This is a genomic window from Methyloferula stellata AR4 (assembly GCF_000385335.1).
GTDB lineage: Bacteria > Pseudomonadota > Alphaproteobacteria > Rhizobiales > Beijerinckiaceae > Methyloferula > Methyloferula stellata.
Map to the genome: position 1 here is coordinate 1,136,614 of NZ_ARWA01000001.1, position 23,987 is coordinate 1,160,600.

Here is a 23,987-nt window from a genome sequence, read left to right on the forward strand (position 1 = left end):
GAAGGCCCTTTCTACCAATAGACCTTAAGGCCGCCTTTGCCCGCATACATGTCGCTGCGGTCGGAGAACTCGCCGGTCACGCTCGCAAAGAGCGAAATATTATGTGCGACGGCCAGCCTTATTCCGGCGTTGATCCGCGCGGCATCGGCTGCCGCACGCGGACCGTTGACGCTGAAATCGCTGCCGGGCAGCACGATGAAAGAAGCGGCGATGTTGCGGTTGGGTTCGAACTCATGCACCCATGAGAGCCGCAGATAGGGCGACACGATCCAGCCGTTTGGCAGCTCGCTACGCGCGTCGAATTGCGCTCCGAGGAATGTCGGCAGCGAGGACGTCGTTCGTGCCGCATAGCTGAGGCCGAATAGGCCGAGCGGCGCCGCGCTGAATGTGGGATTGGTCTCGCCATAGCCCGGCTGCCACAGTTCGGCGAATTCGATCGCGGCGAAGGGTGTGACCGCGACGTTGCCGAAGACCTGTCTATAGCCGCCTTCAAAGCGCCCGTTGAAGAGATTGCTGTTGAAATGCCCGTTCAGGATCTCGGCGGCGCCGACACCTGCCACGGTGCGCGTGGTCGTGGTGTCGAAATTCGCGTAGCCGAGCGCACCTTGGGCGTACCATGGGCCGTTTCGTGCGACGCCATAGATGCCTACATGCGCGCCGTCGAGCCTGCCACTCGTCGCACGGGCGTCGACAGAAAAATTCGACGCGCTTCCGCCCGCCGCGGCGCCGAGCAGCAAATCCGGGGTGACTTGAACGTCGAAGCCGGCGACGCCGCCCGCCGTGCGAAAGCTCGAACTCGCGGCTCCGGTCGAAATATCGGCGTTCACCGATGACGCGGTGTCGAAGCCGGCCGTCCAGGCGCGCCAATGTTGTTCGAAGATGGGCGCCGCGCCGGGCATGGCCTTGAACACCGGTGTTTGCGCGAGGCTCGGCGCATAATTCATCGCCGTGAACGATGTGCCGTTCGTGTCGAGCGTGCCGCCGCTGAGCCAGAAATTGCCTTGGTCCATCATGGACGTCAGAAACGTTTCGGCGGCGCTGAACGCCGTCTGCTGCGTCGCGCTGGTGCCTTCGCCGGAGAGCTGATCGAGAACGCCGGCCGATGTTGCCTGGAGCAGATCGGAAAAGAAAAGCGCTTGATTGCCGGTAAGACCCGTCGAATAGAGCGCGTTGAGCGCATTGCCAACGGCGCGTTCGTTGAACGTCTCGCCCGGCACGGCGCCGAAGCCGATACGGGTAAGTGTAAGGTCGACCGATGTCGGATTATAGGTCGCGGTCGCGGTGAAGAATGCCAGGGGCGCGGTCGTGCCCGCCGCGAACGCCTGAACCTGGCTGAATTGTGTGGTGATCGGATCGGTCGCGCTCACCACGCCGATATAGGTCGTCGAATTGGCGTAGAGTCCCGGCTGCACGACGGCGCCGAGCCTGCCGCCGAGCGTGGCTGTCAGCGTGCCTGCCCCGCTGTTGGAGAGGACATCGCTCACCGCGGCATTATTCACCCGCAGCGCCAGCGTGCCGCTCGCGGTTTGCGTGAACGTGCCATCGATAATGTGATTGGCGCCGACAGGCGTGCCCGTATCGGTAATCGTGATGAGGCCCGCGTTGAGGAATGTGTTGCCAGGTCCGCCGCCGCTGTCGAGATAGATACGACCGTCAAGCGTGCCATTATTGTTGACGATATTGTTTGTTGAAACCACGCAGATGCAATGGCCGATACTGATGCCATTGGCACCAGCGACGATCGTGCCATTGTTGGTGATGGTGTTCGAATCGCCCGTATTGATGCCGATGCCGTTGGCGCCGACCGTGATCCGGCCGTTATTGGTGACATTATTTTGGCCCAAGAAGCTCGCATCGATGCCAGCACTGTAATCGAGGACGCCATCGCCAGCGATGATCGTCCCATTGTTGACGATCGTCGCGTTGCCGCCGCCGCCGACGACGATTCCAAACGCGTCGTTGCCGACGGTAATCGTGCCATTATTGGTGACGCGGCCTTGATAACCGGCGCCGATGCCAAAGCTCACGCCAAAGGTTGCTGAGCCCGTGACGATCGTTCCATTATTGACGATCGTGCTGAACGCACTTGACGAGCCGTCAACTCCGACCGACGTGTCGCCGACGAGAATGGACCCGTTATTGGTGAAATGATTATGGGACGACACGCCCAACTCGACGCCGATAATTGCGCTGCCGGCCCCATAGTCAGTGATCGTCCCATTATTGGTTATCGCGTTGTGGCCGCCGACGACAACGATGCCCGTATCGGAATTCCCCAGCAGGATTTTGCCCGAATTGGTGATGATGTTGTTGCTCAGCGCAAAAATGCCGACGCCGGAACCAAAGCCGCCGTCTGCGGCTATGACCGTGCCGCTGTTGGAAATCGAATTGTCGCTGCCGAGCGTTATCGCCCTTGCGCCGCTGATGGTTCCTGCATTGACGATTGTGCCATTGTCGCCGCCGACAATGCCGAAATCGCCGCCCGATATGGTGCCAGTGGCGGCATTTGTGATGTTCAGCGTCCCGCCCGAGATGCCGATGGATCCGGACCCGACCGGCCCCGTCCCGCTGACAACGCCGGAATTGGTGAGATTGAGGGTTCCGCTGGTGGCTTCAATGCCGATGCCGGGCGACGTCACCGTTCCGGAGACCGGAATATTGACGGTGCCATCGGCGATGAAAATGCCCGTTGCGTCGCCGCTGACCACGGGAGCGGGCAGAGGGGCTGTCGGCTGAAGATTGATCGTGATGCCGGTTTCCGCGCCGGTGCCAAAACCGTTAGGCGCATCCTGGTTAGTCGTCGTGCCGGTGCAGGTGACGATGCTGCCGGCCGGCAGGCAAGCGGCTCGCGCATAAGACGTTGGCAGCAGCACGGCGCCGAAACCGCATAGCGCGAGCATCATGCGAAACCCGCATGCGCTTGCACTCCGACGCGCCCGCGCCCCGCTCGCGTCGGGTAAGCCCCGCACGATGACGCTTGCCGGCAGAGACTTCTTCATGAAGCCCTCGCTTGGCCAACTCGCTACAACTCTAAATAGATTGCATGGTCCGGCGCTGGTGTCCGTGACATTCCGGCAACATCGGCGGGATTACGCCCTGGGCTCTATCCGTCTCTGCGCTTCGGCGAGCGCCGCTGCGAAGCGGGCTTCGGGCTCTGCGCCGAGGGGTACGGCAAACAGATTGCAGATCCAATGAATGTTCGTGAGATCGCCGACCGGGCTGCCGAAAGGAAATTTCTGCCGCTCGAGATCGTCGACGTAATGCAGCCTGTAGCCCGAAAGCAGTTCGGGAAAGGCAGAGGGCGTCTCGCCGCGTTCGGCAAGCGTCAGCGGGTTATATTCGAAAAGGAGCGCCGGGCGATCCTGGCGCGAGAGCAGGGCGGCCGCACCGCGCAGGACGGAAGGCTCGCTGCCTTCGACGTCGATCTTCAGCAAGCCAGGCATGTCGCCGATGAACGAATGAAACTTGTCGAGGGTCATGCCCGCCGCATGCGCGAGGGTGTCGCCGATGCGATCGTTGAGGCCGTCCGGCGTGACTTGCGCGCAGAGCGAGTTTTGGTCCGAATAGCTGATCCGGGTCGGCCCGAGATGATCCATCACGGCGGCGGAGATGGGGTGGACGCTGTCCTGCAAACGCAGCCGCTGAACCGATGTCACGAGTCCGGCAAAGGTCGAAGGCACCGGCTCGAAGGCATAGAGCCTTGCCCGTTCGCGGCCGAGCATCTGGGCGAGCTGACACGAAAAGAAACCGTCATTCGCGCCGACATCATAGACGATCGCCTCTTTGCCATCTTGCCGTAGCCAAGCGGCACAGAGCTCCAGCTCCTTTTGATAGGCGCGGCGATGATAAAAAGGATGTTCGGACAGATCGCCGATGCGGCAGACGAAAGGATAGCCAAGGCCGCTTTTGCTCACGATCTGCCTGATGCCGACAAACCGTAGGCACCTCAGCCACGCGAGCCGAAGTCCGGCGCTGATCAAAGGAATGTCCGCTAAGCCCGCCGGATCGATGGTCGCCGAGGACCCGCACATGATCTGGATGCCGCGCGCGATGAGCCATGTCCGGGCCGCGGTGGCCCGCTCGGCCACATGCGCGGCGAGCCGCTGCAACCGCCGCTCGGGGGGAGATTGAATATCCTCCGATGACCGGTCCGCGGTGTGCCCGTCCGCCGAAAGGGCGCTATCGGAATCCGTCACGCTGGTCGATCCTGCAATAGGTCCTGCGCCCCTAGAGCGGGATCGTGATCTATGGCCCCCGCGCATGGAGCGATCTTGGTGTTACTGTGCATCGCCTCCCTCCAAGCCGCCTCGCACGGATGGCGATCGTGCCGCACGGCGCCGCGCCTCATCCGCTCATCCTTGAAGCACTTGGCCGGAGATGTCTATGGTCATCTGGGCACCGTATGGTCCTAATAGTCCTATAGGCCCGAAGTCCTCCGGCCCGTGCGATTTGATCCGCAGCGACGCAATATATCCGGCGCGCGCCGCGGGGGAAAATGCGGGTTCGCGCGTAAGAAGATTACGTTGGGATGTCCGAGATCATACGGTCCGGCCATGAAAACGTCATGAGCACGGCACGCCACCGCCTCCAAAAGGTGCAATGCCCCGAGGTGGGAGCTTCGAGTTTTCGGTGCGCAATCGCGGACCGGCATTTGAGACGAGTGGTTCTGCCAAATACGTGTTTCGCGTGCAAAAGCGGAATAGTCACAGAGGTTTGAAGGGAAACTGCATCCTGACCCGCCATGTAAGCCCGCGTATTCCACAGTCAGCTCACCTTGCCAAGCAGTTCCAGAGAGTGCCAAGGAGGACGGCTTCGGGTGCTGTCACGGCATTTCAGGGCGCGTCTTGACGTGGACGAGTTAGACCTCTTGGCTCTGCGATCGTTTTTCCACCCTCTTCGCGGCACGGGTTTGCGACCGCTGGCGCCACTTGCCGCGCTGGCGGCAGTGTCGCTTTGCGCTTGCACAGTCGGCCCGGATTATATCCGTCCTCCGGCGCCGCCGTCGGCGGAATTCAAAGAGGCGAAGAAGGGCTGGAAGATCGCGACGCCGGCGGATGAATTCGATCGCGGCCCGTGGTGGTCCGTCTATAACGATCCGCAACTTTCGTCGCTCCTGAGCCAGGTCGAGATCTCGAATCAGACGGTCGTGGCCGCTGCCGCCAGCTACGAACAGGCGCGCGCGATCATCCGGGAGACGCAGGCCGGCTATTTTCCGACGGTGACGAATGGCTGGAGTGGCACAGGAACTTATTCGTCCGCCGGGACGAGTTCGACCTCGACCACCGTCCTCAACCGCTCGAGCGTTCTCTACAATCCCGTCGCGAATATGACCTGGAATATCGATGTCTGGGGCAAGATCCGCCGCCAGGTCGAGAGCAATGCCGCGGCCACCCAGGTCAGCGCCGCCGATCTGCAGAATGCCAAGCTCTCCGCGCAGGCGACATTGGCGACCGCCTATTTCAATCTGAGGGCGAGCGATTCCCTCGAGAAGCTGCTCGCCGATACGGTCGTCGAATTTAAGAAGACGCTCGAGATCACCCGCAATCAATATAAGAGCGGCGTGGTTTCGCAGGCCGACGTGATCACCGCCGAGACGCAGGTGCTGACGACGGAGGCGCAGCTGATCAATGTCGGCGTCGCGCGTGCGCAGTTCGAGCATGCCATAGCGGTTCTTATCGGCAGGCCGCCGTCCGACTTGTCTTTAAGGAAGGGGCTTCTGGCGCGAAGGATTCCGACTATTCCCGTGACCGTGCCTTCCGCTTTGCTGGAACGGCGACCAGACATCGCCGCGGCCGAAAGGCTTGTCCAGGAGCAGAATGCTCTGATCGGCGTTGCGGTCGCGGCCTTCTATCCGACGGTCAACCTGACCGGCATGTTCGGATTTGCCGGCGGAACACCTTTGCCGATCTCGGCCGCAAACGAAGTCTGGTCGCTGGCGGGTACCCTGACCCAGACAATCTTCGACGGCGGTTTGCTCAGCGCTCAGCTTGCCTCGGCCAAGGCGGTCTATGAACAAAGCGTTGCAAGCTATAGGCAAACAACCCTAACGGCTTTTCAGCAAGTCGAGGACGAACTTGCCGCGATTCGGATTTTGACGCTGGAAGCGGCCAAGCAGGATCAGGCCGTCAGGGCGGCGCGCCAGGCCGTGGAGATTAATTTGAATCAATACAAGGCAGGCACCATCTCTTTCACGACGGTCGTCCAGGCCGAGGCAATATTGCTCTCGGACGAAGAAACTGCGCTGACCATCCGGCAGGAGCTCTTTATCGCGAGCGTCGCCTTGATCGAGGCGCTCGGAGGCGGGTGGGATGCCTCGCTTTTGCCCGATCTTGAAGGCCTCTCCAAGGTGCCGACGATTACCCCGCCGCTTTGATGTATAAATTCGCACGCTGGAGGGTTTTGAAACTCACTAAGAAGTAATTTGCGTTTTAATCTTGAAAGTAGATTTTCGATACAGGCTTTCGTGAAAGCGGCAGGCTAGGCCGCCGAAGGAACGGCGAGCGGGTGGAACAGCGGCGTGCTGCGTATAATAACGGGTAATAGTTACTTGTCTTAACCGTTGCTTGTGAGCGGTGGCTTCTCTGCCGGCACGGTTGCATCGCTCGGACAAGACCGGATGGATGAAAAAAAGATGGATGAAAAAGTCGGCAAGACTTATCAGCCGAAAGTACCCGCGGAGCCGCAAGCGCCGCAGGGCCGCCCCTATGCGCCGCCGCCTGTAAAACCGTCGCCGGTGAAAAGGAAACGGTCGCCCGTCGGCTTTGTGCTTGGCCTTATCATCCTTGCCGGTCTTGGTTATGCCGTCTATCGCGTGGCCGCCCCAAGTCCTCAGCCCACGCCGGCACATGGCAATCGGGGCGCCGCTGCCGGCGCGCCGCAGTCCGTCGGCGTCGCAACGATCGCCAAGGGCGACATCCGGATTATCTTCAATGGACTCGGAACGGTCACGCCGCTTGCGACTGTGACGGTCAGAACCCAGATCAACGGGCAATTGACCGAAGTCGCCTTCACCGAAGGCCAAAGAGTCAATAAGGGGGATTTTCTCGCCCAGATCGACCCGCGGCCCTATCAATTGGCCGAACAGCAGGCCGAGGGACAATTGGCGCATGACCAAGGTCTCCTCGACCAGGCCCGGACCGATCTCACCCGCTATCAGACGCTAGTCCAGCAGAATTCGATCGCCCGCCAGCAGGCCGAGGACCAAGCCTTCATCGTGAAACAAAACGAAGGCTCGGTGATCTCCGACCAGGCGCAGATCGCCACACAGAAGTTGAACCTCGTCTACTGCCACATCGTCTCGCCGGTGACCGGACGGGTCGGTCTGCGACTCGTCGATGCCGGCAATTACGTTCAGACGAGCGATACGACCGGCCTTGCCGTTCTCACGCAACTGCAGCCTATTTCCGTCATTTTCTCACTCGCGGAAGACGATATTCCGGAGATCGTCGCGCAGATGAAAGGCAGCACCGAACTCAGCGCGCGGGCCTTCGACCGGGCCAATGTCAAGGAGCTCGCCACAGGAAAGATCTCGACGATCGACAATCAGATCGACACGACAACGGGAATGGTAAAATTCCGCGCCGAATTTCCAAACACCGACGAGGCTCTCTTTCCGAACCAATTCGTCAATGTGCGCGTCCTGGTCAAGACGCTGCACGACGTCGTCACGGCGCCCTCCGCCGCGATCCAGCAAGGCGCGCCGGGCAGCTATGTCTATATTGTCAATCAGGACAATACGGTTTCGGTTCGACCGGTGAAGGTCGGCGCGACCGATAAGGGAATGGTCGAGATCGATTCAGGTTTGAACCCTGGCGACCGCGTCGTCATCGATGGAACCGACCGGCTCGCCGACGGCACCCATGTGACGATTCCCGCCGATGGACCGGACAAGGCAGCGCCGGCGGCTCCTGCGGCTCCGAAGACTCCAGGCAATGGCTCGCATCGACGAAACGCCCAATGAGGCGGGAACCCGAACTGAGGCGGCTGCATGAATCCGTCTGAGATCTTTATCCTTCGTCCGGTCGCGACATCGCTTTTGATGATCGCGATCCTGCTTGCCGGTGCCTTCGCTTATAAATTTCTGCCGCTCTCGGCTTTGCCGGAAGTGGATTATCCGACCATTCAGGTTCAGACCTTTTATCCCGGCGCCAGTCCGGAGGTCATGACCTCATCCGTGACGGCGCCCTTGGAACGCCAGCTCGGCGAAATGCCGGGCCTCAATCAAATGACCTCGGCCAGTTCGGCCGGCGCTTCCGTCATCACGCTCCAATTCAGCCTCAATCTCAGCCTCGATGTCGCCGAGCAGGAGGTGCAGGCCGCGATCAATGCGGGCAATAATCTTCTGCCGAGCGATCTGCCGACGCCGCCGATCTATGCCAAGGTCAATCCGGCCGATGCGCCGATCATGGCGCTCGCAATCACCTCCAAGACCCTGCCGCTGATCACGCTTGAAGATCTGGCTGAAACGCGCATCGCGCAGAAGATTTCGCAGCAGCCGGGCGTGGGACTGGTGAGCATCAGCGGCGGCAACCGGCCGGCCATCCGCATCCAGTTCAATCCGCGCGCTCTCGCCGCCTATGGCCTGAACATCGACGATGTCCGCACGACGATCGGCAATGTCAATGTGAATACGCCCAAGGGCAATTTCGACGGCGCGACGCAGTCCTCGACGATCAATGCCAACGACCAGATCACTTCGGCCGAGCAATTTGACAAGGTCATCATCGCCTATCGCAACGGCAATCCGGTGCGCCTGTCGGATGTGGCGACCACGATCCACGGACCGGAAAACACCAAGATCGCCGCTTGGGCGAATAAGACGCCGGCCATCATCCTCAATGTTCAGCGCCAGCCCGGCGCCAATGTCATCCAGGTCGTGGACGGGATCAAGAAACTGCTCCCGCAGATCGAGGCGAGCCTGCCGGCGGCGGTCGAGATCGAGGTCCTGAGCGACCGGACGAATACGATCCGGGCCTCCGTCGAGGACGTCGAATTCGAGCTTGGCCTCGCGATCGCGCTCGTCGTTCTCGTCATCTTCATTTTCCTGCGTAATTTGCCGGCGACGATCATCCCGAGCCTGTCGGTGCCGCTGTCTTTGGTTGGCACGCTGATCGTGATGTTTCTGATGGGCTTCAGTCTCGACAATCTGTCGCTGATGGCCTTGACCATATCGACGGGCTTCGTCGTCGACGACGCCATCGTCATGATCGAGAACATTGCCCGTTATGTCGAGGAGGGCGAAGAGCCGCTGCAGGCGGCGCTGCGCGGTTCGGCGCAGATCGGCTTTACGATCATATCGCTGACCGTTTCGCTCATCGCGGTGCTGATCCCCTTGCTCTTCATGGGCGATGTCGTCGGGCGTCTCTTCCATGAATTCGCAATCACGCTCGCCGCGACGATCGTGATCTCGGCCATCGTGTCGCTCACGCTCGTGCCCATGCTCTGCGCCAAGCTGCTTCATCATCGGCCGGAATCCGAGCGCAACCGGCTCGACCTTGCCGCGGATCATGCGTTCAACTGGATCATCCGCCAATATGGGCGGGCGTTGACCGTGGTGCTGGAGCATCAGCCGTTGACGCTTTTGATCGCGATTGCGACGCTTGTCGTCACCGTCTTGCTTTATATCGTCATCCCGAAGGGCTTTTTCCCGGTGCAGGACACCGGCATGATTCAGGCGATCTCACAAGCCAATGAAAGCATTTCCTATGCGGCCATGGCGGACAAGCAGCGTGCGCTTGCCGATGTGATCCTCAAGGACCCGGACGTCGAAAGCTTGAGTTCGTTCATCGGCGTCGATGGCACCAATATGACGCTGAACAGCGGCCGGTTCCTCATCAGCCTCAAGCCGCGCGACGCCCGGCTGCATACGGTCAGCGAGGTCGTCCGGCGGCTGCAGAAGGAAACCGCCGACGTCAAAGACATTCACCTCTTCATGCAGCCCGTGCAGGATCTGACGATCGATTCGAACATCAGCCGGGCGCAGTATCATTTCGTCCTTGAAAATGCGAACGGCAGCGAAATGCAGAGCTGGGTGCCGAAGCTCGTTCAGAAACTTCAGACCTTGCCCCAACTCACCAATGTCGCAAGCGACATGGCAAGCCAGGGACGAGCGATCGACTTGGTGATCGATCGTCAGACCGCGAGCCGTTTCGGCATCACGCCTGCGACCGTCGACAATATTCTCTACGATGCCTTCGGCCAGCGTATCGTTTCGACGATCTACACCCAGTCCAATCAGTATCGCGTGATCATGGAAGTGACGCCCGATCTGCAGCACGCGCTCGAATCGCTCAATACATTCTATCTGCCGTCCTCGTCGTCGACGACGAACGGACAGGTGCCGCTATCGGCGATCGTGCATGTCGAACAACGCTCGGGCCCGTTGCTGATTACGCATTTCGGGCAGTTCCCGGCGACCAATATTTCCTTCGATGTCGCGCCGGACGCTTCTCTCGGTTCCGCGGTGGCGGCCATTCAACAGGCTGAAAAAGACATAGGCCTGCCGGATAGTTTCGTCTCATTGATGCAGGGCAGCGCGGCTGCCTTCAGCGCTTCGCTCAGCAATGAAGTCATGCTGATCGTCGCTGCGATCGTGACGATGTATATTATCCTCGGGGTTCTCTACGAGAGCTTCATTCATCCGATCACGATCCTGTCCACTCTGCCTTCGGCCGGCGTCGGCGCGCTCCTGTCCCTGATGCTCGCCGGTGAAGAGCTCGACGTGATCGCGATCATCGGCATTATTTTGCTGATCGGCATCGTCAAGAAAAACGCGATCATGATGATCGATTTCGCGCTTGATGCCGAACGCAACGACGGCCTCGCGCCGCGTGACGCGATCTATCAGGCCTGCCTGTTACGTTTCCGCCCGATCCTGATGACGACCATGGCGGCGATTCTCGGCGCGCTGCCCTTGATGCTCGGCACCGGCACGGGCTCGGAGCTGCGGCACCCTCTTGGCGTCGCCATTGTCGGCGGCCTTGCCTTCAGCCAGGTCCTTACTCTGTTCTCGACGCCGGTCATCTATCTTTACTTCGATCGCCTTGCGCAACGGCTGTCGCGCGGGTCGCGCCCGTCTGGTCCACTGCCTGTGCCGGAACCGGGCGAATGAACCTTTCGGCACCTTTCATCGCACGGCCCGTCGCCACGACCCTGATCACGATCGGGATCGCGATTGCCGGCACTTTGGCCTTCTTGAAACTGCCGGTCTCGCCTTTGCCGCAGGTGGATTTTCCGGCGATTTCCGTGCAGGCCTCACTACCGGGTGCGAGCCCCGATACGGTCGCGACGAGCGTTGCGAGCCCGCTCGAGCGGCGGCTCGGCCAGATCGCCGATGTGACCGAGATGTCGTCTACGAGCGGTCTCGGCCAGACCCGGATCAATTTGCAATTCGGCCTCAGTCGCGACATTGACGGCGCCGCGCGTGACGTGCAGGCGGCGATCAATGCGGCGCGGGCCGACTTGCCGGCGGCTTTGAAAACCAATCCGACCTACCGCAAGATCAATCCGGCCGACGCGCCGATCCTGATCCTGGCCCTGACCTCCAAAACCTTGACGCGCGGCCAGATCTACGACGCGGCCGCCAATGTCATGCAGCAGCGGCTGTCGCAGCTCGACGGCATCGGGCAGGTGCTCATCGGCGGCGCGGCATTGCCGGCGGTGCGCGTCGAATTGAACCCGACGGCGCTTTTCAAATATGGCGTAGGGCTTGAAGATGTCCGCGCGGCATTGGCGTCGGCGAATGCGAACAGCCCGAAAGGGGCGATCGAGGATTCAGGCTTCCATTATCAGATCTACACGAACGACCAGGCGACACATGCCGCGGATTATCAGCCGCTGATCGTCGGCTATCGCAATGGCAATGCGATCCATCTGTCCGACCTCGGCGAGATCGTCGATTCGGTCGAAGATCTCCGCAACGAGGGACTAGCTAATGGGCAGCCCTCGGTTCTGGTCGTTTTGTTCCGGCAGCCGGGCGCCAATATCATCGAGACCGTCGATAAGATCAAATCCGTGCTGCCTGCATTGCAGGCCGCCATGCCAAGCGACGTTCAGGTCACCTTCGCCTCCGACCGCAGTCTGACCATCCGTGCGTCGCTGGCCGATACCGAGCGCACTTTGGTGATCGCCGTCTTGCTGGTGACTTTCATCGTCTTTCTGTTTCTCGGCAATGCCCGTGCGGCGATCATCCCGGCCGTCGCGGTGCCGGTCTCGATCATCGGCACATTCGGCGCGATGTATCTTTTGGGCTATAGCCTGGACAATCTCTCCTTGATGGCGCTGACCATCGCGACGGGCTTCGTGGTCGATGACGCGATTGTCGTTTTGGAAAATATCTCGCGCTATATCGAGGCCGGAATCCCGCGCTATGAGGCGGCGCTTCGCGGTGCGCGCGAAGTCGGGTTTACCGTGCTTTCGATCAGCATTTCGCTCATCGCGGTCTTCACGCCGATCTTGCTGATGGGCGGTCTGCTCGGGCGTCTGTTCCGCGAATTCGCCGTGACTTTGTCGATGGCGATCCTCGTGTCGCTACTGATATCTTTGACGACGACACCGATGCTCTGCTCGTTGCTGCTCAAGCCGCGCGACCGAAACCGGCCGGAGCGCCGAAACCCCTTTCGCTTCGTGCTGCTTGGCTATGAAAGGAGTCTTGCCTGGGCGCTCGATCATCGCGCCTTCATCATGCTGATGCTGGCCGGCGCGATGGTGTCGACCGTCTATCTCTTCATCACCATACCGAAGGGCTTTTTTCCGCAGCAGGACACGGGCCGGCTTGTCGGTTCGATCCAGGCCGACCAGAGCATATCCTTCCAATCCATGCAGAAGAAAATGGCGCAACTGATGTCGATCGTTCAGGCCGACCGTGCGGTGCAAAGCGTCGTCGGTTTTACCGGCGCCGGCAGCGGCGGCGGCCGCTCGGGCGTCAATACGGCTTCGGTCTATATCGCGCTCAAGCCTTTATCGGAACGCAAGAGCACGGCGGATGAGATTGTCGGGCGCCTGCGTCATCAATTGGCGGCGATCCCCGGCGCGCGGCTCTATCTTCAATCCGTGCAGGACATCAATGTCGGCGCCAGGCAGGGCAATGCGCAATTTCAATATACGTTGCAAGGCGACAGCACGGAGGAGCTTTACACTTGGGGGCCGAAACTGCTGGAGGCGCTGCAGAAGAGCAAGATCCTGACCGATGTCAGTTCGGACCAGCAGCAAAAGGGGCTTGAGACCGAGGTGACTATCGATCGCGACATGGCCTCGCGGCTGGGCATCACGCCGAGCCAGATCGACAACACGCTTTATGACGCGTTCGGCCAAAGACAGGTCTCGACGATCTATAGCGCCGTCAACCAATATCACGTGATCATGGAAGTCGCGCCGCGCTATTGGCAGAGCCCGGAAACGCTGAAGGAGATTTATATCTCGACGGCCGGCGGCAATCCGGCTGGCTCGCAGACGAGCGCCCTCCCGTCCGGAACGGTCGCCACGACCGCGGCGCCGACGGGCTCCGGCGCGCCCGCACCAACCATAACGCCAAGTCCCTCATCCTCGACGGCAACGACCATCAATACGGCCCGCAATGCCGCGACCAACGCGCTCGCCAATACGGGTAAGGGAAGCGCCTCGGCCGGGGCCGCCGTGAGCACCAATCAGGAAACCATGGTTCCGCTGTCGGCCATCGCGCATTTCGCGCCGGGCAACACGCCGCTTGGTGTCAACCATCAGGGTCTCTTCGTCGCGACGACGCTCTCCTTCAACGTAGCGCCCGGCGCCTCGCTGAGCGATGCGTCTGCGGAGATCCAAAGGGTGGTCGATGAGATCCGCATGCCGGCCTCGATCCATGGCAGTTTGCAGGGCACAGCGCAGATGTTCGAACAATCGCTGTCGAACGAGCCGCTTCTGATCGCGGCGGCATTGGCGGCGGTCTATATCGTTCTCGGCATTCTCTACGAGAGCTATATTCATCCGATCACGATCCTGTCCACGCTGCCGTCTGCTGGCGTCGGCGCGCTTTTGGCCTTGATGGCGTTCAAGACCGATTTCAGCATCATCGCGCTGATCGGCGTCATTCTCCTGATCGGCATCGTGAAGAAAAACGCGATCATGATGATCGATTTCGCCCTGGAAGCACGGCGGCTGCAAGGGATGAATGCGCATGACGCGATCTTCCAGGCCTGTATCTTGCGCTTTCGTCCGATCATGATGACCACGGCCGCCGCGATCCTCGGCGCGATCCCGCTGGCGCTGAGCTTCGGCGAAGGCGGCGAAATTCGCCGGCCGCTCGGCATATCGATCGTCGGTGGCCTGATCCTCAGCCAGATGCTGACGCTCTATACGACGCCCGTGCTCTATCTCCTGCTCGACAATCTGCAGGAATGGTTCAGGCGCGGACGCCAGCCCTTGGCGCATCCGCCTTTGGCCGCACCGGATGTCGGCTAAAGCAACGGGCTTTCAAGCACTCGAAGGGATCGCCGCTCGGCGAGTCTATGTGATCCTTCCTGTCCAGGCAGCTTGGCCAGCGGCTTAAGCTTATTTCTTCCTGCCGTCCGGAGCGGGGGCCAAAGGCTCTGTCGGATCGATGGCCTCGGGAGATCCGGGGTCGTCCGGCAGCGCGGGTTGAGGAAAAATCACCGGTTTCAGATTGGCTTTGCCATCTGCCGGCCGCGCCGGCTCCGCGGTCACCACCTCCGCCGCGTCGAAGGCGGCCTCGGCCGCGGACGCTTCCGGCGCTTCGATGACAGCCGTCTCGGGCTCCGCATGGCTGAGAGCGAGCGTGGGAGCCGCTCTTTCCGGCGCTTCATCGACAGGATGCAGCGGAATGGCGAGGCCCGGGCGTTCCGGCGGCCTTTGCCAGACGAAGGCATCGAGCTTGCCGGTGACGGGAGACGCCGGCTGCCAGCTCCCGGCCGCGACGCCATCGGCCATCCAGACGGCATCGCGCGGCGCGCGTGAGGCCCGTGCCAGCCAGGCGCGCACATCGCCCAGGGCGCCATGTTCCCCCTCTTCGAGGTCGGCCATGATGAGACACATGCGCACCGTCGGTTGCTCGCCTTCCGCGATGAGCGGCGCCATCACTTGGCGCGCGATGCGGAAATCGCGCGCGGCGAGCGCGGCGCGGGCAACCGCCATCCGGCTTTCGGGCTCTCTCGGCATGATGCGCATCAGCATTTGCGCGCGGGCGAGACGGTCGGCATTGGAATCGCCCGGCCGCAGATCGAGATAGACATCGGCGAGATCGGGATGCGGGCTTTTGACCCAAGCCGTCTCGATCAGTTTGGCGGCCTTGCGGATGTCGCCCTTGCGGCTCAGGAGCCGCGCTGCAAGCGCGACCGCCGGCACCAGCGAGGGCTCGCGACCGGCTGCGAGACGCGACAGCCGCAAGGCTTCGTCCGGACTCGTGGCTTCGGCCTCGATCGCAAGCGCGGTTTCCAGAACCGCCTTTTGGCGTTCGCCGGTTTTCCTATCGATGAGTTTCGCAGCTATATTGCTTTCGAGCGCGGCGAGCGCCTTTTGCCACTCGCCTTGCGCCGCGCGATGATCGAGCACGGCCTTGGCCGACCAGGCGAGCGGCGCGATCTTATGCGCTTCCTGCGCGAAATGATGCGCGGCTTCAGCATCGCCGCGCCTGTGTGCTTCAATATGCAGGCCCCGCAATCCGAGCAGGCGCGTGGCCGGGTGCTCGACCATGTCGGAGAAGGCGAGATCGGTGGCGGCGCGGTCGCCCGCGAGCTGCGCGGCCTGCGCCTTCAAGAGCAAGGCCAGAGGTTCGTCAGGCAGATGTTTGGCGGCTTCCGTCGCGGATTTTCGCGCGAGCCGCACATCGCCGGCGCCCGCCGCGATCATGCCGCGCGAGAGCGCCGCATAGCCTTTGCCGCGCTTTCTCTGCCGCGAGGCAAAAGCAACGACGGAAGGCAGGCGGAAGATGGTGCGAACGATCGCCCACAAGAGCGAGATTACGATCGCGATCGCGAGGATGATTCCGACGCCGACGCCAACCGTGGTCTCATAAGACCGGCCTTGCCAGGTCAGCACAATATCGCCTGGCTGGTCGATAAACCAACCAACGACGAGAGCCGCGAGCGCCAGAAGGCAGAAGAAAATCAGAAGCCGGATCATGTCTTCGGTTTTTGTCCTCTGCCGATTGACCGGTGCCGGGTGGCGCCGGGCGGGCTTTAGTTTGACACATCATCTTATCCGAAAAGGCCGAGCCTTTCCGGGATCGTGTTCGGGCTGCATTGGACGCTCAACTTGAATCGTCCAGGCTATATCTCTTTATCGACGCATCGGATTTCCCCAAAACCGGTTCCCACTTTTGGGTCCGATGCTCTTAAGACTTCACTTTGACCAGATTGGCCATGGCATCGGCGGCAATGCCTTTGGCCGCAGCCAACGTCGCGACGCGGGCTTTCGCTGCCTCGGCCCAAGCGGCCGATGCGGTTTTCGCAGCTTCGGGAAAGGTAGCCCTTTCCTGAAGCGCACGATCCAGATCGTCATGCGCAAGTGCATCCTTGACCCGCGCGACCCGGGCCGGCAGGTCTTCGCCCGAAAGGTCGTTGAGCTTGCGGACGCGCACGAGGCCCGCGGCATGGCTCATCAGCCGGTCGAAAACATTCTCGTCCGGCGGGCTCGCAGGCTTTTCGGTGGCGAGCAAAGCGGGCGTCAAAGCGGCAAACTGATCGGCGAGCGCCTTCGTCGTGACGATGCCCTTGCCCGCGGCAGGTTGCAGCACGGCCAGTTTGGCTTTGTCGGCGCCGAGTTTTTCGAGCGCCGCGAGTTCCGTTGTAAAGGGCGCGCCGCTTGCGATTTTTTGCGTGAGGTTTTCAGCTATGATCGCAATCGCCGGTGCATTGACCGCTTGCGGATCGGGCTTGGCTTCCGGCTCCTGCGGCGCGCGCACGGCGCTCTTTGGCGCATTCAACGCCGCTTCAAGCTGGCCGATGCGGTGTTCGAGCGCATCGATGCGCGATTGCACGGGCGCGAGATCGACGGTTGCGGGAGCCGATGTATCGGAGGGAGCCGCGCTTTGCACCTGCTGGGCTTGCGCCTGCGCGGCTTTGGCAAGGCCAAGCGCATCGCTCGCGGATTTTTCTACCGCACCGATGCGCTTTTCAAGCGAGCTCACCAAATCGCGGCTGCTGGCGTTTGCCGTATCGATCTTCCTTTGATCCGCATCGAGCTTGGCGTTCATCGCGCTGATGCGTTGATCGAGCGCTGCGAAAGTCTTTTGACTGTCGTCGAGAAAAAGCCGCGCAACATAGGCGCTGGCAAATCCGGTCGCAGCGCCGATCAGCGCAACGAGAATGATCGCAAAAAAGGAAAATCCGCGGTGCGGCGGCGGTGCAACATGCGGCGGCACGGCGCCGTTGGACGCGGCGGCTTCGGCATGCGCCTCGGCGGAAGCCGCAGCTTCATGATCTGTCGGGTGTTCGTCGCCAGCGAGCAGTTCCTCCATGGCGAGTTTCACCTCGGCGAGCGGTTCGGGCGATGCGGGCTTTTCGGCTTCCGCTTCCGGCACGTGGATCGCTTCACCTTCGATGGTGGGTTTTTCGCGGTGCAATGGCGATGGTGTGCCGAAAGGCGTCACGGAGTCCGGACCGGGCTCTCGATTGGCGTCTGAACCCGTCTCGTCGTGCCCGGCCATTTCGCCTCCTCGCGCTCGTTTTGTTTTTAGCGGAAGCCGGACATGATCGCAAACGGCCTCATGACCATGGGTTAATTTCGCCGCTCGCCGCTTCGTGCAAGGCCGCCGGCCCATCGCAGCGCCGCATCGGCATAAAGTCTATGACTTTTTCAGGGTCACGCCATTTTTCTTTTGGCGGGATCTCACCCAAAAAGTCTGCAACTTTTCGGGATTGCCTATCTCTTACTGGCATGACCTTGCTCCGAAAAGTCTGCAACTTTTCGGGGTCATGCCATGGCCGCGATCGCCTTTGCGAATTTGACGGTGCGTTGTGCGGTCTCTTCATGCGAGCGTTCGATCATGCGGCCTTCGAGCAAAAGCACGCCCTTGGTTGCATTTTCCGGCGCGGCGAAAGCCTGGATGATCTTGGCCGCCCAGGCGATCTCTTCCTGCGGCGGAGCAAAAACCTCGTTGCAGATCTTAATCTGATTGGGATGGATCAACGCCTTGCCGTCCATGCCAAGCTCGCGGCCCTGTTCGCATTCGGCGCGGAAGCCTGTCTCATTCGTAATTTCGTTGAAGACGCCATCCAAAATATCGAGGCCATAGGCGCGGGCGGCGGCGACGCAGGTCGATAGCCAAGGAATCAGGCCCATGCGTCCGGGCGCCAATCGCACGCGCGTTTCCTTGGCAAGTTCGTTGACGCCCATGACGGCGACTTCGAACCGCGCGGCGGGATCGACGGCGGTGCGCAAAATCGAATCCGCGTTGAGAACGGCGAGCGGCGTATCCATCATCGCCCAGAGCCGCGTATGCTCGGGCGCGCCGGCATCGCGCAGATCTTTCGCGGCGAGCATGATATCGCCCGGCGTCGCGACCTTGGGAATCAGCACGGCGGCGGGACCGACGGCGGCGATCATCGCGATATCGTCCTTGCCCCAGGGCGTGATCCGGTCATTGATCTTGACCGCGATCTCACGGCCGCGAAAGCCGCCGGCCTTGATCGCCGCGGCGACACGTTCGCGGGCTTTATCCTTGTCTTCCGGCCGCACGGTGTCTTCCAGATCGAAGACGAAAGTATCGGCTGCGAGCGTCTTGGCCTTCTCATGCGCGCGGGGATTGGACCCCGGCATGAAGAGAACGCTCCGGCGCGGTTGAACAGTCATGTGAACCTTACATTAGATCACGTTCATGAACGTGATCGATTCTCATAATGCAGAGAGGGATCGGTGCGAAAAACCGCTCACACTTTTTCGCATCCCGCTCCGGCCGCTTTGACAGAAGCCAAAATGACATTTTTATTGCATCGCACAATAACCGTCCGTGCGGAATGAGCCAATGATTTTAACAAGCGGGTGCGGATATGGTTCATGACGATATCGCTTGGCTCGCGGGCCTCGACGGATGCAAGGGCGGATGGATCGCCGTTTTATATCCGGTGGCCCGTCGAGCTTTGGCGAAAACCGGCGTTTTCAGAAGCTTTTCAGAGGCCTGCGCGCTTCTGCCGCGCCAAACGCTGATTGGCGTCGACATGCCGATCGGCCTGCCGGACCGTGTTGAGACCGGCGGCCGCGCGCCGGACCGCGCCGCGCGGCTCTTGGTCGGACAAAGACGTTCTTCGGTCTTTCCCGTTCCATCCCGCGCCGCCGTCTACGCTTTCGCGCAGGGCTATCCGCAGGCGTGCGCGGTTGCCCGAAATACGTCTTCTCCGTCCTGGGCGCCGTCGAAACAGGCGTTCTAGATCTTCCCTCGGATTCAGGAAGTGGATATCGCGCTCCAGGCCGAAGGTGAGCTTGCCGGGCGTGTCTTTGAAATTCATCCGGAAGTATCTTTCCGCATGATGCATGGCGCCCCACTTCATGAGCCGAAAAAGAAGGCTGGCCGCTGTCATGCCGACGGCATGAATCTGCGCAAAGACCTTTTGCGCGCGCAGGGATTGACCTCCGAGCTGGTCGACCAGACCCCGCCCCGCGGCGCGGGGCTTGACGATCTCCTTGATGCCTGCGCGGTAGTTTGGAGCGCGGCGCGGATTTTGAACGGCGAGGCTCTGGTCTTGCCGGATCCTCCAGACCTTGACGATATGGGACTGAAAGTAGCGATTTGGGCATGAGCCAAGAACCGAAAAAACAAGATACGGAAGACTTCGAGGACGGCCCGGCTGCCGGATATGAGACGGCCTGCTGTCCCGGACATCTCTTTTTGCCGAACCGGCTGGTTAAAGGCTACGATGCCTTTCTCAATGGTCGCTTCGCGCAGGAGCATGGACGCTTTCGCAAACTCGCCGAAACCGGGCAAAAGCCGAAGGTCCTGCTCATCGGCTGTTCGGATTCGCGCGTCTCGCCGGAAGTCATCTTCGATGCCGAGCCCGGCGAAATTTTCGTCATACGCAATGTCGCCAATCTGATCCCGCCCTATCGGCCGGATACGGATCTGCACGGCACATCGGCGGCGCTTGAATTCGGCGTCGTGGCGTTGGGCGTCGAACATATCGTCGTGATGGGCCATGCTCTATGCGGAGGCGTGCGCGCCTTCGCTCAGCACGAATCCGATCCGCATTATACGCCCTTGTCGCCAGGCGATTTCATCGGACATTGGATTAGTTTGATCGAACCTGCCGCGGAGAAGCTCGGGCCGCGGAGAGAAACCGAGCCGCTCGCCGATTACAGCGAGAGGCTGGCAAAGGCATCGGTCGTCCAGCAGCTCGCGAATCTGCGCGGTTTTCCATACATCAAGGACCGCGAGGCTGATGGCAGGTTGAAGTTGCATGGCGCCTATTTCGGCATAGCCGACGGGCTTTTGTTGGCGCTCAACGAGGAGACGGGTCAGTTTTTGCCGGTCGCCGAGGAAACCCATCCGGCGCTGTCGGCCAAGCCGAAAGCCTGAGACGGTCAGCGCGCGATCCTCACATATTAGAGCATTTCATGAATTGAAGCCGGGCATCACGCGCCTTGGATGCCCGGCGAAAATCTCACGCCGCCTTTTTCTTCGGCTGGATGAGCTTGCGGTTGATCAGCACTTCGGCGATCTGAATGGCATTCAGGGCCGCGCCCTTGCGCAGATTATCGGCGACGCACCAGAAGGTGAGGCCGTTTTCGACCGTCGCGTCCTCGCGTATGCGCGAGATGAAGGTCGCATCCTCGCCCGCCGCCTCATGCGGTGTCATATAGCCGCCTGGCTCATGTTTATCGATGACGAGACAGCCGGGCGCTTCGCGCAGAATATCGCGCGCCTCATCGGCTGAGATGGGCTTCTCGAATTCGACATTCACCGATTCCGCGTGGCCGACGAAGACCGGCACGCGCACGCAGGTCGCGGTGAGCTTGATCTTGGGGTCGAGCATCTTCTTCGTCTCGGCCATCATCTTCCATTCTTCCTTCGTGTAGCCGTCCTCCATGAAGACGTCGATCTCAGGGATCACATTGAAGGCGATACGCTTTGCAAATTTCTTGGTCTCGACCGGATCCGAGACGAAGATCGCGCGCGTCTGCGAAAACAATTCGTCCATCGCTTCCTTGCCGGCGCCGGAGACGGATTGATAGGTCGACACGATGACGCGCTTGATGATGGCAACGTCATGCAAGGGCTTCAGGGCGACGACGAGCTGCGCCGTCGAGCAATTCGGATTGGCGATGATGTTCTTCTTCGAAAATCCGACGATCGCATCGGCATTGACCTCCGGCACGATCAGCGGGACATCGGGGTCCATGCGCCAGGTGGAGGAATTGTCGATGACGACGCAGCCTTGCTTGCCGATCTTCGGCGACCATTCCTTGGAGATGGCGCCGCCAGCCGACATCAGGCAGATGTCGGTGCCGGTGAAATCATAATTTTCGAGCACTTTGCATTTGAGGATTTTGTCGCCGAAAGAAACTTCCGTGCCGATCGAGCGCGACGAAGCCAGCGCGACGATCTCATCGATCGGAAATTGACGCTCGGCCAAAATATCGAGCATTTCACGCCCGACATTGCCGGTAGCGCCGACGACGGCGACCTTAAAACCCATTTTGATCTCCTAAAGGCATGAACCCGGAAAGTTGGCAGACTTTTCGGACGAGTCATGCGTCAAACAAAAGTGATGGACTACCGATCTCATAAGCTATGGGCCTTAAGCCCGCAACGAACTCGGGCCGATCAGCCGTGCGTGCCGGCTATTCCTCAAATTTAACCTTATGCCGGCGATTTAAAGGGCCTGTTGACGCTAAAGCGAGATCGCACGGCCCCGGTAACGCTCGACTCACCCCGGTATCTACATAGTGATTTTTATCTAAGGGGGAGGCCTGCCGCGGCAGGTTTTAGATGAATCATGCGTTTTCGATCGTCGAAGGCCCATTACGGGTCGTTGAATTTTTCCGAGCCGGCGCGGGTCGCAGGCTTTCGCTGGGATTTGGCGGGGCTGGCTCTGGCCACGCTCGCAGGCGGGTTGGGTCTGGCACTTCTGGCCGAAGCCGACGCGCCGCTTCCATCGGCCCATGTGGAACAAGCGGCGGCTCCGGCGCCCGCCTGGACCCAGATCAACCGGCCGTTTGAGCTTTACGGCCTTGAAGTGTCTGAAGTCGCGAAGCTTTCGAGAACCTACGAGGCACGGCGGCATGTGACAGGCGGGGGCCGTCAGGATATTCTGACCTTCGGCAGCCTCAAGTCGGGAAGCGCCTATTTTCGCCTGGTTCTTTACCGGATGGGCGATGAGGACGCGCAAAATGTGCCGTTTTTCGTCGAATTGGCACGCCGCGCCGCCGATGGCGGGCTTGCCATCACCAAAAGCCAATCGCCGGTTCCTCTCGCGACGCGGTTCGGCGATGTAGAGGTCGCGGACCTTTCGCTGGCATCGGCCGAAGGTGCGGCCTTGCCCTGTCTTGGATTCCGGATGGACGCCAAGACTCTGCCCTGGCGCATGACGGGATTTGCCTGCGGCGGCGGCATGCCGCTGCCGCGCCCGGAGCTCCAATGTATTTTCGACCGTTTGGATCTCCATAGCGCCGGAGACGACCGGGCTTTGGCGAAATTCTTCGCCGACGCCGAATTGCGCCGCAATCCGGCCTGCGCGGGGACCCGTTTGACCCCAGCTTCCGCCCACGCAGCATGGCTCGACGAAAAAGAGGCGCCGCCACCTCTGAGACTATCAAAACATTGAGCGCAGCGGCTTTTAAGGCACAGCTATTGAACCAAATAACGCCTATTATGTTATCAGCCCGGGGGCTTTAGGGGATTCGAAATGCGCCGTTTTGCGACTTCACTGGTTTTAGGTTCGACAATCGTGGCGAGCCTGGTTTTGGTCGCAGGCAGTGCCAGTGCCCAGGACCCTAAGAAAAAGATTCGCCATTACACCCGCTATCCGGCGCCTTATGTGAATAACGAAGGCATCGCGCAGCCGCCGCTGACCGTAAACAAGCGCAGCTTCCTCGACCCGGGCCCCGTCGTGCCGCAAGGCAGCGAGTCGAATTACGTGGTGCAGAACACCTATTTCGCGCAGACGCCCGACCAGAATTTCGCCCGTTCGAAATTCGGCAACGAGGCTCTGCCCCAGCCGCTCGAAGTGCCGGGCCGCCCCAGCCCCGTGCTTGAATTTTGGACTCCCGCGTACCCCTATCCTTATCCCTATTGAGATTAGGTTGATTTCGCATCCGCCGGTATGCGGATGTGCTGAAGGCTAAAACCGCGTGCTGTCGGGCACGCGGTTTTTTTGTGCGGCGCTCCCCATTTTTTGTGTCACAACTTCCTGCCAGTGTAGGCCGGTCCCGCCGGGACATCGGAATGGAAAGGGGAAAGCCATGAGCATGTTCGGAAACATCATGTCGAAGATTTTCGGTCATCATCAAGAGATCGCTGCGGCTACGCCCCCCGTCGTGACGCCGGAAACCTCTTCTTCCGCTGCCACCGGGACTGCCGCGCCGGAAGTGGCGGCCACGCCGATCAATGCCGCGTCCGCGACGGCGCAGATCGCCGGCGTCGACGTGGAAGCCGTTCTGACGAACCTCGCGGCGCATCATCATGAAAAACTCGATTGGCAGAAATCGATCGTCGATCTCTTGAAGCTTCTCGGCCTCGACTCGAGCCTTGAGGCGCGCAAGGAACTCGCCGCCGAATTGCATTACGCGGGCAGCACGGATGATTCAGCCGCCATGAACATCTGGCTGCACAAGCAGGTGATGGTGAAACTCGCCGAGAACGGCGGCAAGGTGCCGGACGAACTCAAGCATTGAGATCATCCGGGGCTTTGTTTTGGAAAGCCGCTCGCCGTTTGCCCGTCCCGCTCCAAAGCAGTGGACGTTCGGATAGAATCGTCTGAAGGCGTCATGCGCGGACTTGATCCGCGCATCCAAGCACAACGCTCCGTGATGCCTGGATGGCCGGGTCAAGCCCGGCCATGATGCAA

The 23,987-nt window shown here is 60.8% G+C and carries 15 protein-coding genes and 1 pseudogene; 9 read left to right on the forward strand and 7 right to left on the reverse strand.

Going from position 1 to position 23,987, the window contains the following annotated elements; genetic code table 11:
• Positions 1 to 11: 11 nt before the first annotated feature.
• Both A3OQ_RS0105605 and A3OQ_RS21425 read right to left on the reverse strand, forming a co-directional pair.
• A complete protein-coding gene (locus A3OQ_RS0105605; protein ID WP_083931498.1) occupies positions 12 to 2,999 on the reverse strand; it encodes an autotransporter outer membrane beta-barrel domain-containing protein in 2,988 nt (995 codons plus the stop codon).
• A 90-nt stretch (positions 3,000 to 3,089) separates the two neighbouring features.
• The gene (locus A3OQ_RS21425; RefSeq protein ID WP_161607304.1) at positions 3,090 to 4,196 is read right to left on the reverse strand and encodes an FkbM family methyltransferase; all 1,107 of its coding nucleotides are present in this window, start codon (positions 4,194 to 4,196) and stop codon (positions 3,090 to 3,092) included.
• Positions 4,197 to 4,849: 653 nt separating this feature from the next.
• Between A3OQ_RS21425 and A3OQ_RS0105615 the strand changes: the two genes are divergently transcribed.
• The 4 genes from A3OQ_RS0105615 to A3OQ_RS0105630 all read left to right on the forward strand — a co-directional run bounded on the left by A3OQ_RS0105615 (position 4,850) and on the right by A3OQ_RS0105630 (position 14,433).
• Positions 4,850 to 6,373, forward strand: coding sequence for an efflux transporter outer membrane subunit (locus A3OQ_RS0105615; protein WP_161607305.1), 1,524 nt, complete (start codon positions 4,850 to 4,852; stop codon positions 6,371 to 6,373).
• Positions 6,374 to 6,616: 243 nt separating this feature from the next.
• Positions 6,617 to 7,960, forward strand: coding sequence for an MdtA/MuxA family multidrug efflux RND transporter periplasmic adaptor subunit (locus A3OQ_RS0105620; protein WP_152428326.1), 1,344 nt, complete (start codon positions 6,617 to 6,619; stop codon positions 7,958 to 7,960).
• 27 nt (positions 7,961 to 7,987) lie between these two features.
• Entirely contained in the window at positions 7,988 to 11,110 is a 3,123-nt protein-coding gene (locus A3OQ_RS0105625; RefSeq protein ID WP_020174391.1) for an MdtB/MuxB family multidrug efflux RND transporter permease subunit, read from the forward strand.
• Positions 11,107 to 14,433 (forward strand): efflux RND transporter permease subunit, encoded by a 3,327-nt coding sequence (locus A3OQ_RS0105630; protein WP_020174392.1) that lies wholly within the window; start codon positions 11,107 to 11,109, stop codon positions 14,431 to 14,433. The genes A3OQ_RS0105625 and A3OQ_RS0105630 overlap by 4 nt, the downstream gene beginning before the upstream one ends.
• A 90-nt stretch (positions 14,434 to 14,523) precedes the next feature.
• Here A3OQ_RS0105630 and A3OQ_RS0105635 read toward each other — a convergent pair whose 3' ends face one another.
• The 4 genes from A3OQ_RS0105635 to A3OQ_RS0105645 all read right to left on the reverse strand — a co-directional run bounded on the left by A3OQ_RS0105635 (position 14,524) and on the right by A3OQ_RS0105645 (position 18,780).
• Positions 14,524 to 16,110: a heme biosynthesis protein HemY gene (locus A3OQ_RS0105635; RefSeq protein ID WP_020174393.1), complete on the reverse strand. Its 1,587-nt coding sequence runs from the start codon at positions 16,108 to 16,110 to the stop codon at positions 14,524 to 14,526.
• A gap of 211 nt (positions 16,111 to 16,321) precedes the next feature.
• Positions 16,322 to 17,635 carry a COG4223 family protein gene (locus A3OQ_RS0105640; RefSeq protein ID WP_020174394.1) on the reverse strand — a complete coding sequence of 438 codons (1,314 nt, stop codon included), beginning with the start codon at positions 17,633 to 17,635 and terminating at the stop codon, positions 16,322 to 16,324.
• A gap of 58 nt (positions 17,636 to 17,693) precedes the next feature.
• Positions 17,694 to 17,867, reverse strand: coding sequence for a hypothetical protein (locus A3OQ_RS24640; protein ID WP_161607306.1), 174 nt, complete (start codon positions 17,865 to 17,867; stop codon positions 17,694 to 17,696).
• 34 nt (positions 17,868 to 17,901) lie between these two features.
• Positions 17,902 to 18,780 carry an HpcH/HpaI aldolase/citrate lyase family protein gene (locus A3OQ_RS0105645; RefSeq protein WP_020174395.1) on the reverse strand — a complete coding sequence of 293 codons (879 nt, stop codon included), beginning with the start codon at positions 18,778 to 18,780 and terminating at the stop codon, positions 17,902 to 17,904.
• A 197-nt stretch (positions 18,781 to 18,977) separates the two neighbouring features.
• Between A3OQ_RS0105645 and A3OQ_RS21430 the strand changes: the two are divergent.
• Together A3OQ_RS21430 and A3OQ_RS0105655 are read left to right on the forward strand one after the other, a co-directional pair.
• Positions 18,978 to 19,724 (forward strand): annotated as a pseudogene (locus tag A3OQ_RS21430) (DUF429 domain-containing protein).
• Positions 19,721 to 20,497, forward strand: a complete 777-nt coding sequence (locus A3OQ_RS0105655; RefSeq protein ID WP_020174398.1) for a carbonic anhydrase — start codon at positions 19,721 to 19,723, stop codon at positions 20,495 to 20,497. Before A3OQ_RS21430 ends, A3OQ_RS0105655 begins: the two are co-directional and overlap by 4 nt.
• Before the next feature lie 85 nt (positions 20,498 to 20,582).
• On the opposite strand, the gene A3OQ_RS0105660 is transcribed toward A3OQ_RS0105655, so the two are convergent.
• On the reverse strand, positions 20,583 to 21,617 hold the full coding sequence (locus A3OQ_RS0105660) for an aspartate-semialdehyde dehydrogenase (protein WP_020174399.1): 1,035 nt from the start codon (positions 21,615 to 21,617) through the stop codon (positions 20,583 to 20,585).
• A gap of 300 nt (positions 21,618 to 21,917) precedes the next feature.
• Here A3OQ_RS0105660 and A3OQ_RS23395 point away from each other — a divergent pair, with 300 nt between their 5' ends.
• The 3 genes from A3OQ_RS23395 (at position 21,918) to A3OQ_RS0105675 (ending at position 23,814) form a co-directional block, all read left to right on the forward strand.
• Complete coding sequence (locus A3OQ_RS23395) at positions 21,918 to 22,745, forward strand: hypothetical protein (protein ID WP_152428327.1); 828 nt, start codon at positions 21,918 to 21,920, stop codon at positions 22,743 to 22,745.
• An 81-nt stretch (positions 22,746 to 22,826) separates the two neighbouring features.
• Positions 22,827 to 23,216, forward strand: coding sequence for a hypothetical protein (locus tag A3OQ_RS0105670; RefSeq protein ID WP_020174401.1), 390 nt, complete (start codon positions 22,827 to 22,829; stop codon positions 23,214 to 23,216).
• Positions 23,217 to 23,382: 166 nt separating this feature from the next.
• Entirely contained in the window at positions 23,383 to 23,814 is a 432-nt protein-coding gene (locus A3OQ_RS0105675) for a DUF3597 domain-containing protein (protein ID WP_020174402.1), read from the forward strand.
• The last annotated feature ends 173 nt before the right edge of the window (positions 23,815 to 23,987 follow it).

Excerpts from the sequence above, each read along its gene's own strand:
- A3OQ_RS0105605 (WP_083931498.1), bottom strand. The coding sequence starts at position 2,999 with ATGAAGAAGTCTCTGCCGGCAAGCGTCATCGTGCGGGGCTTACCCGAC.
- A3OQ_RS0105620 (WP_152428326.1), top strand. The coding sequence starts at position 6,617 with ATGGATGAAAAAAAGATGGATGAAAAAGTCGGCAAGACTTATCAGCCG.
- A3OQ_RS0105625 (WP_020174391.1), top strand. The coding sequence starts at position 7,988 with ATGAATCCGTCTGAGATCTTTATCCTTCGTCCGGTCGCGACATCGCTT.
- A3OQ_RS0105630 (WP_020174392.1), top strand. The coding sequence starts at position 11,107 with ATGAACCTTTCGGCACCTTTCATCGCACGGCCCGTCGCCACGACCCTG.
- A3OQ_RS0105635 (WP_020174393.1), bottom strand. The coding sequence starts at position 16,110 with ATGATCCGGCTTCTGATTTTCTTCTGCCTTCTGGCGCTCGCGGCTCTC.
- A3OQ_RS0105640 (WP_020174394.1), bottom strand. The coding sequence starts at position 17,635 with ATGGCCGGGCACGACGAGACGGGTTCAGACGCCAATCGAGAGCCCGGT.
- A3OQ_RS24640 (WP_161607306.1), bottom strand. The coding sequence starts at position 17,867 with ATGCCAGTAAGAGATAGGCAATCCCGAAAAGTTGCAGACTTTTTGGGT.
- A3OQ_RS0105645 (WP_020174395.1), bottom strand. The coding sequence starts at position 18,780 with ATGACTGTTCAACCGCGCCGGAGCGTTCTCTTCATGCCGGGGTCCAAT.
- A3OQ_RS0105655 (WP_020174398.1), top strand. The coding sequence starts at position 19,721 with ATGAGCCAAGAACCGAAAAAACAAGATACGGAAGACTTCGAGGACGGC.
- A3OQ_RS0105660 (WP_020174399.1), bottom strand. The coding sequence starts at position 21,617 with ATGGGTTTTAAGGTCGCCGTCGTCGGCGCTACCGGCAATGTCGGGCGT.
- A3OQ_RS23395 (WP_152428327.1), top strand. The coding sequence starts at position 21,918 with ATGCGTTTTCGATCGTCGAAGGCCCATTACGGGTCGTTGAATTTTTCC.
- A3OQ_RS0105670 (WP_020174401.1), top strand. The coding sequence starts at position 22,827 with ATGCGCCGTTTTGCGACTTCACTGGTTTTAGGTTCGACAATCGTGGCG.
- A3OQ_RS0105675 (WP_020174402.1), top strand. The coding sequence starts at position 23,383 with ATGAGCATGTTCGGAAACATCATGTCGAAGATTTTCGGTCATCATCAA.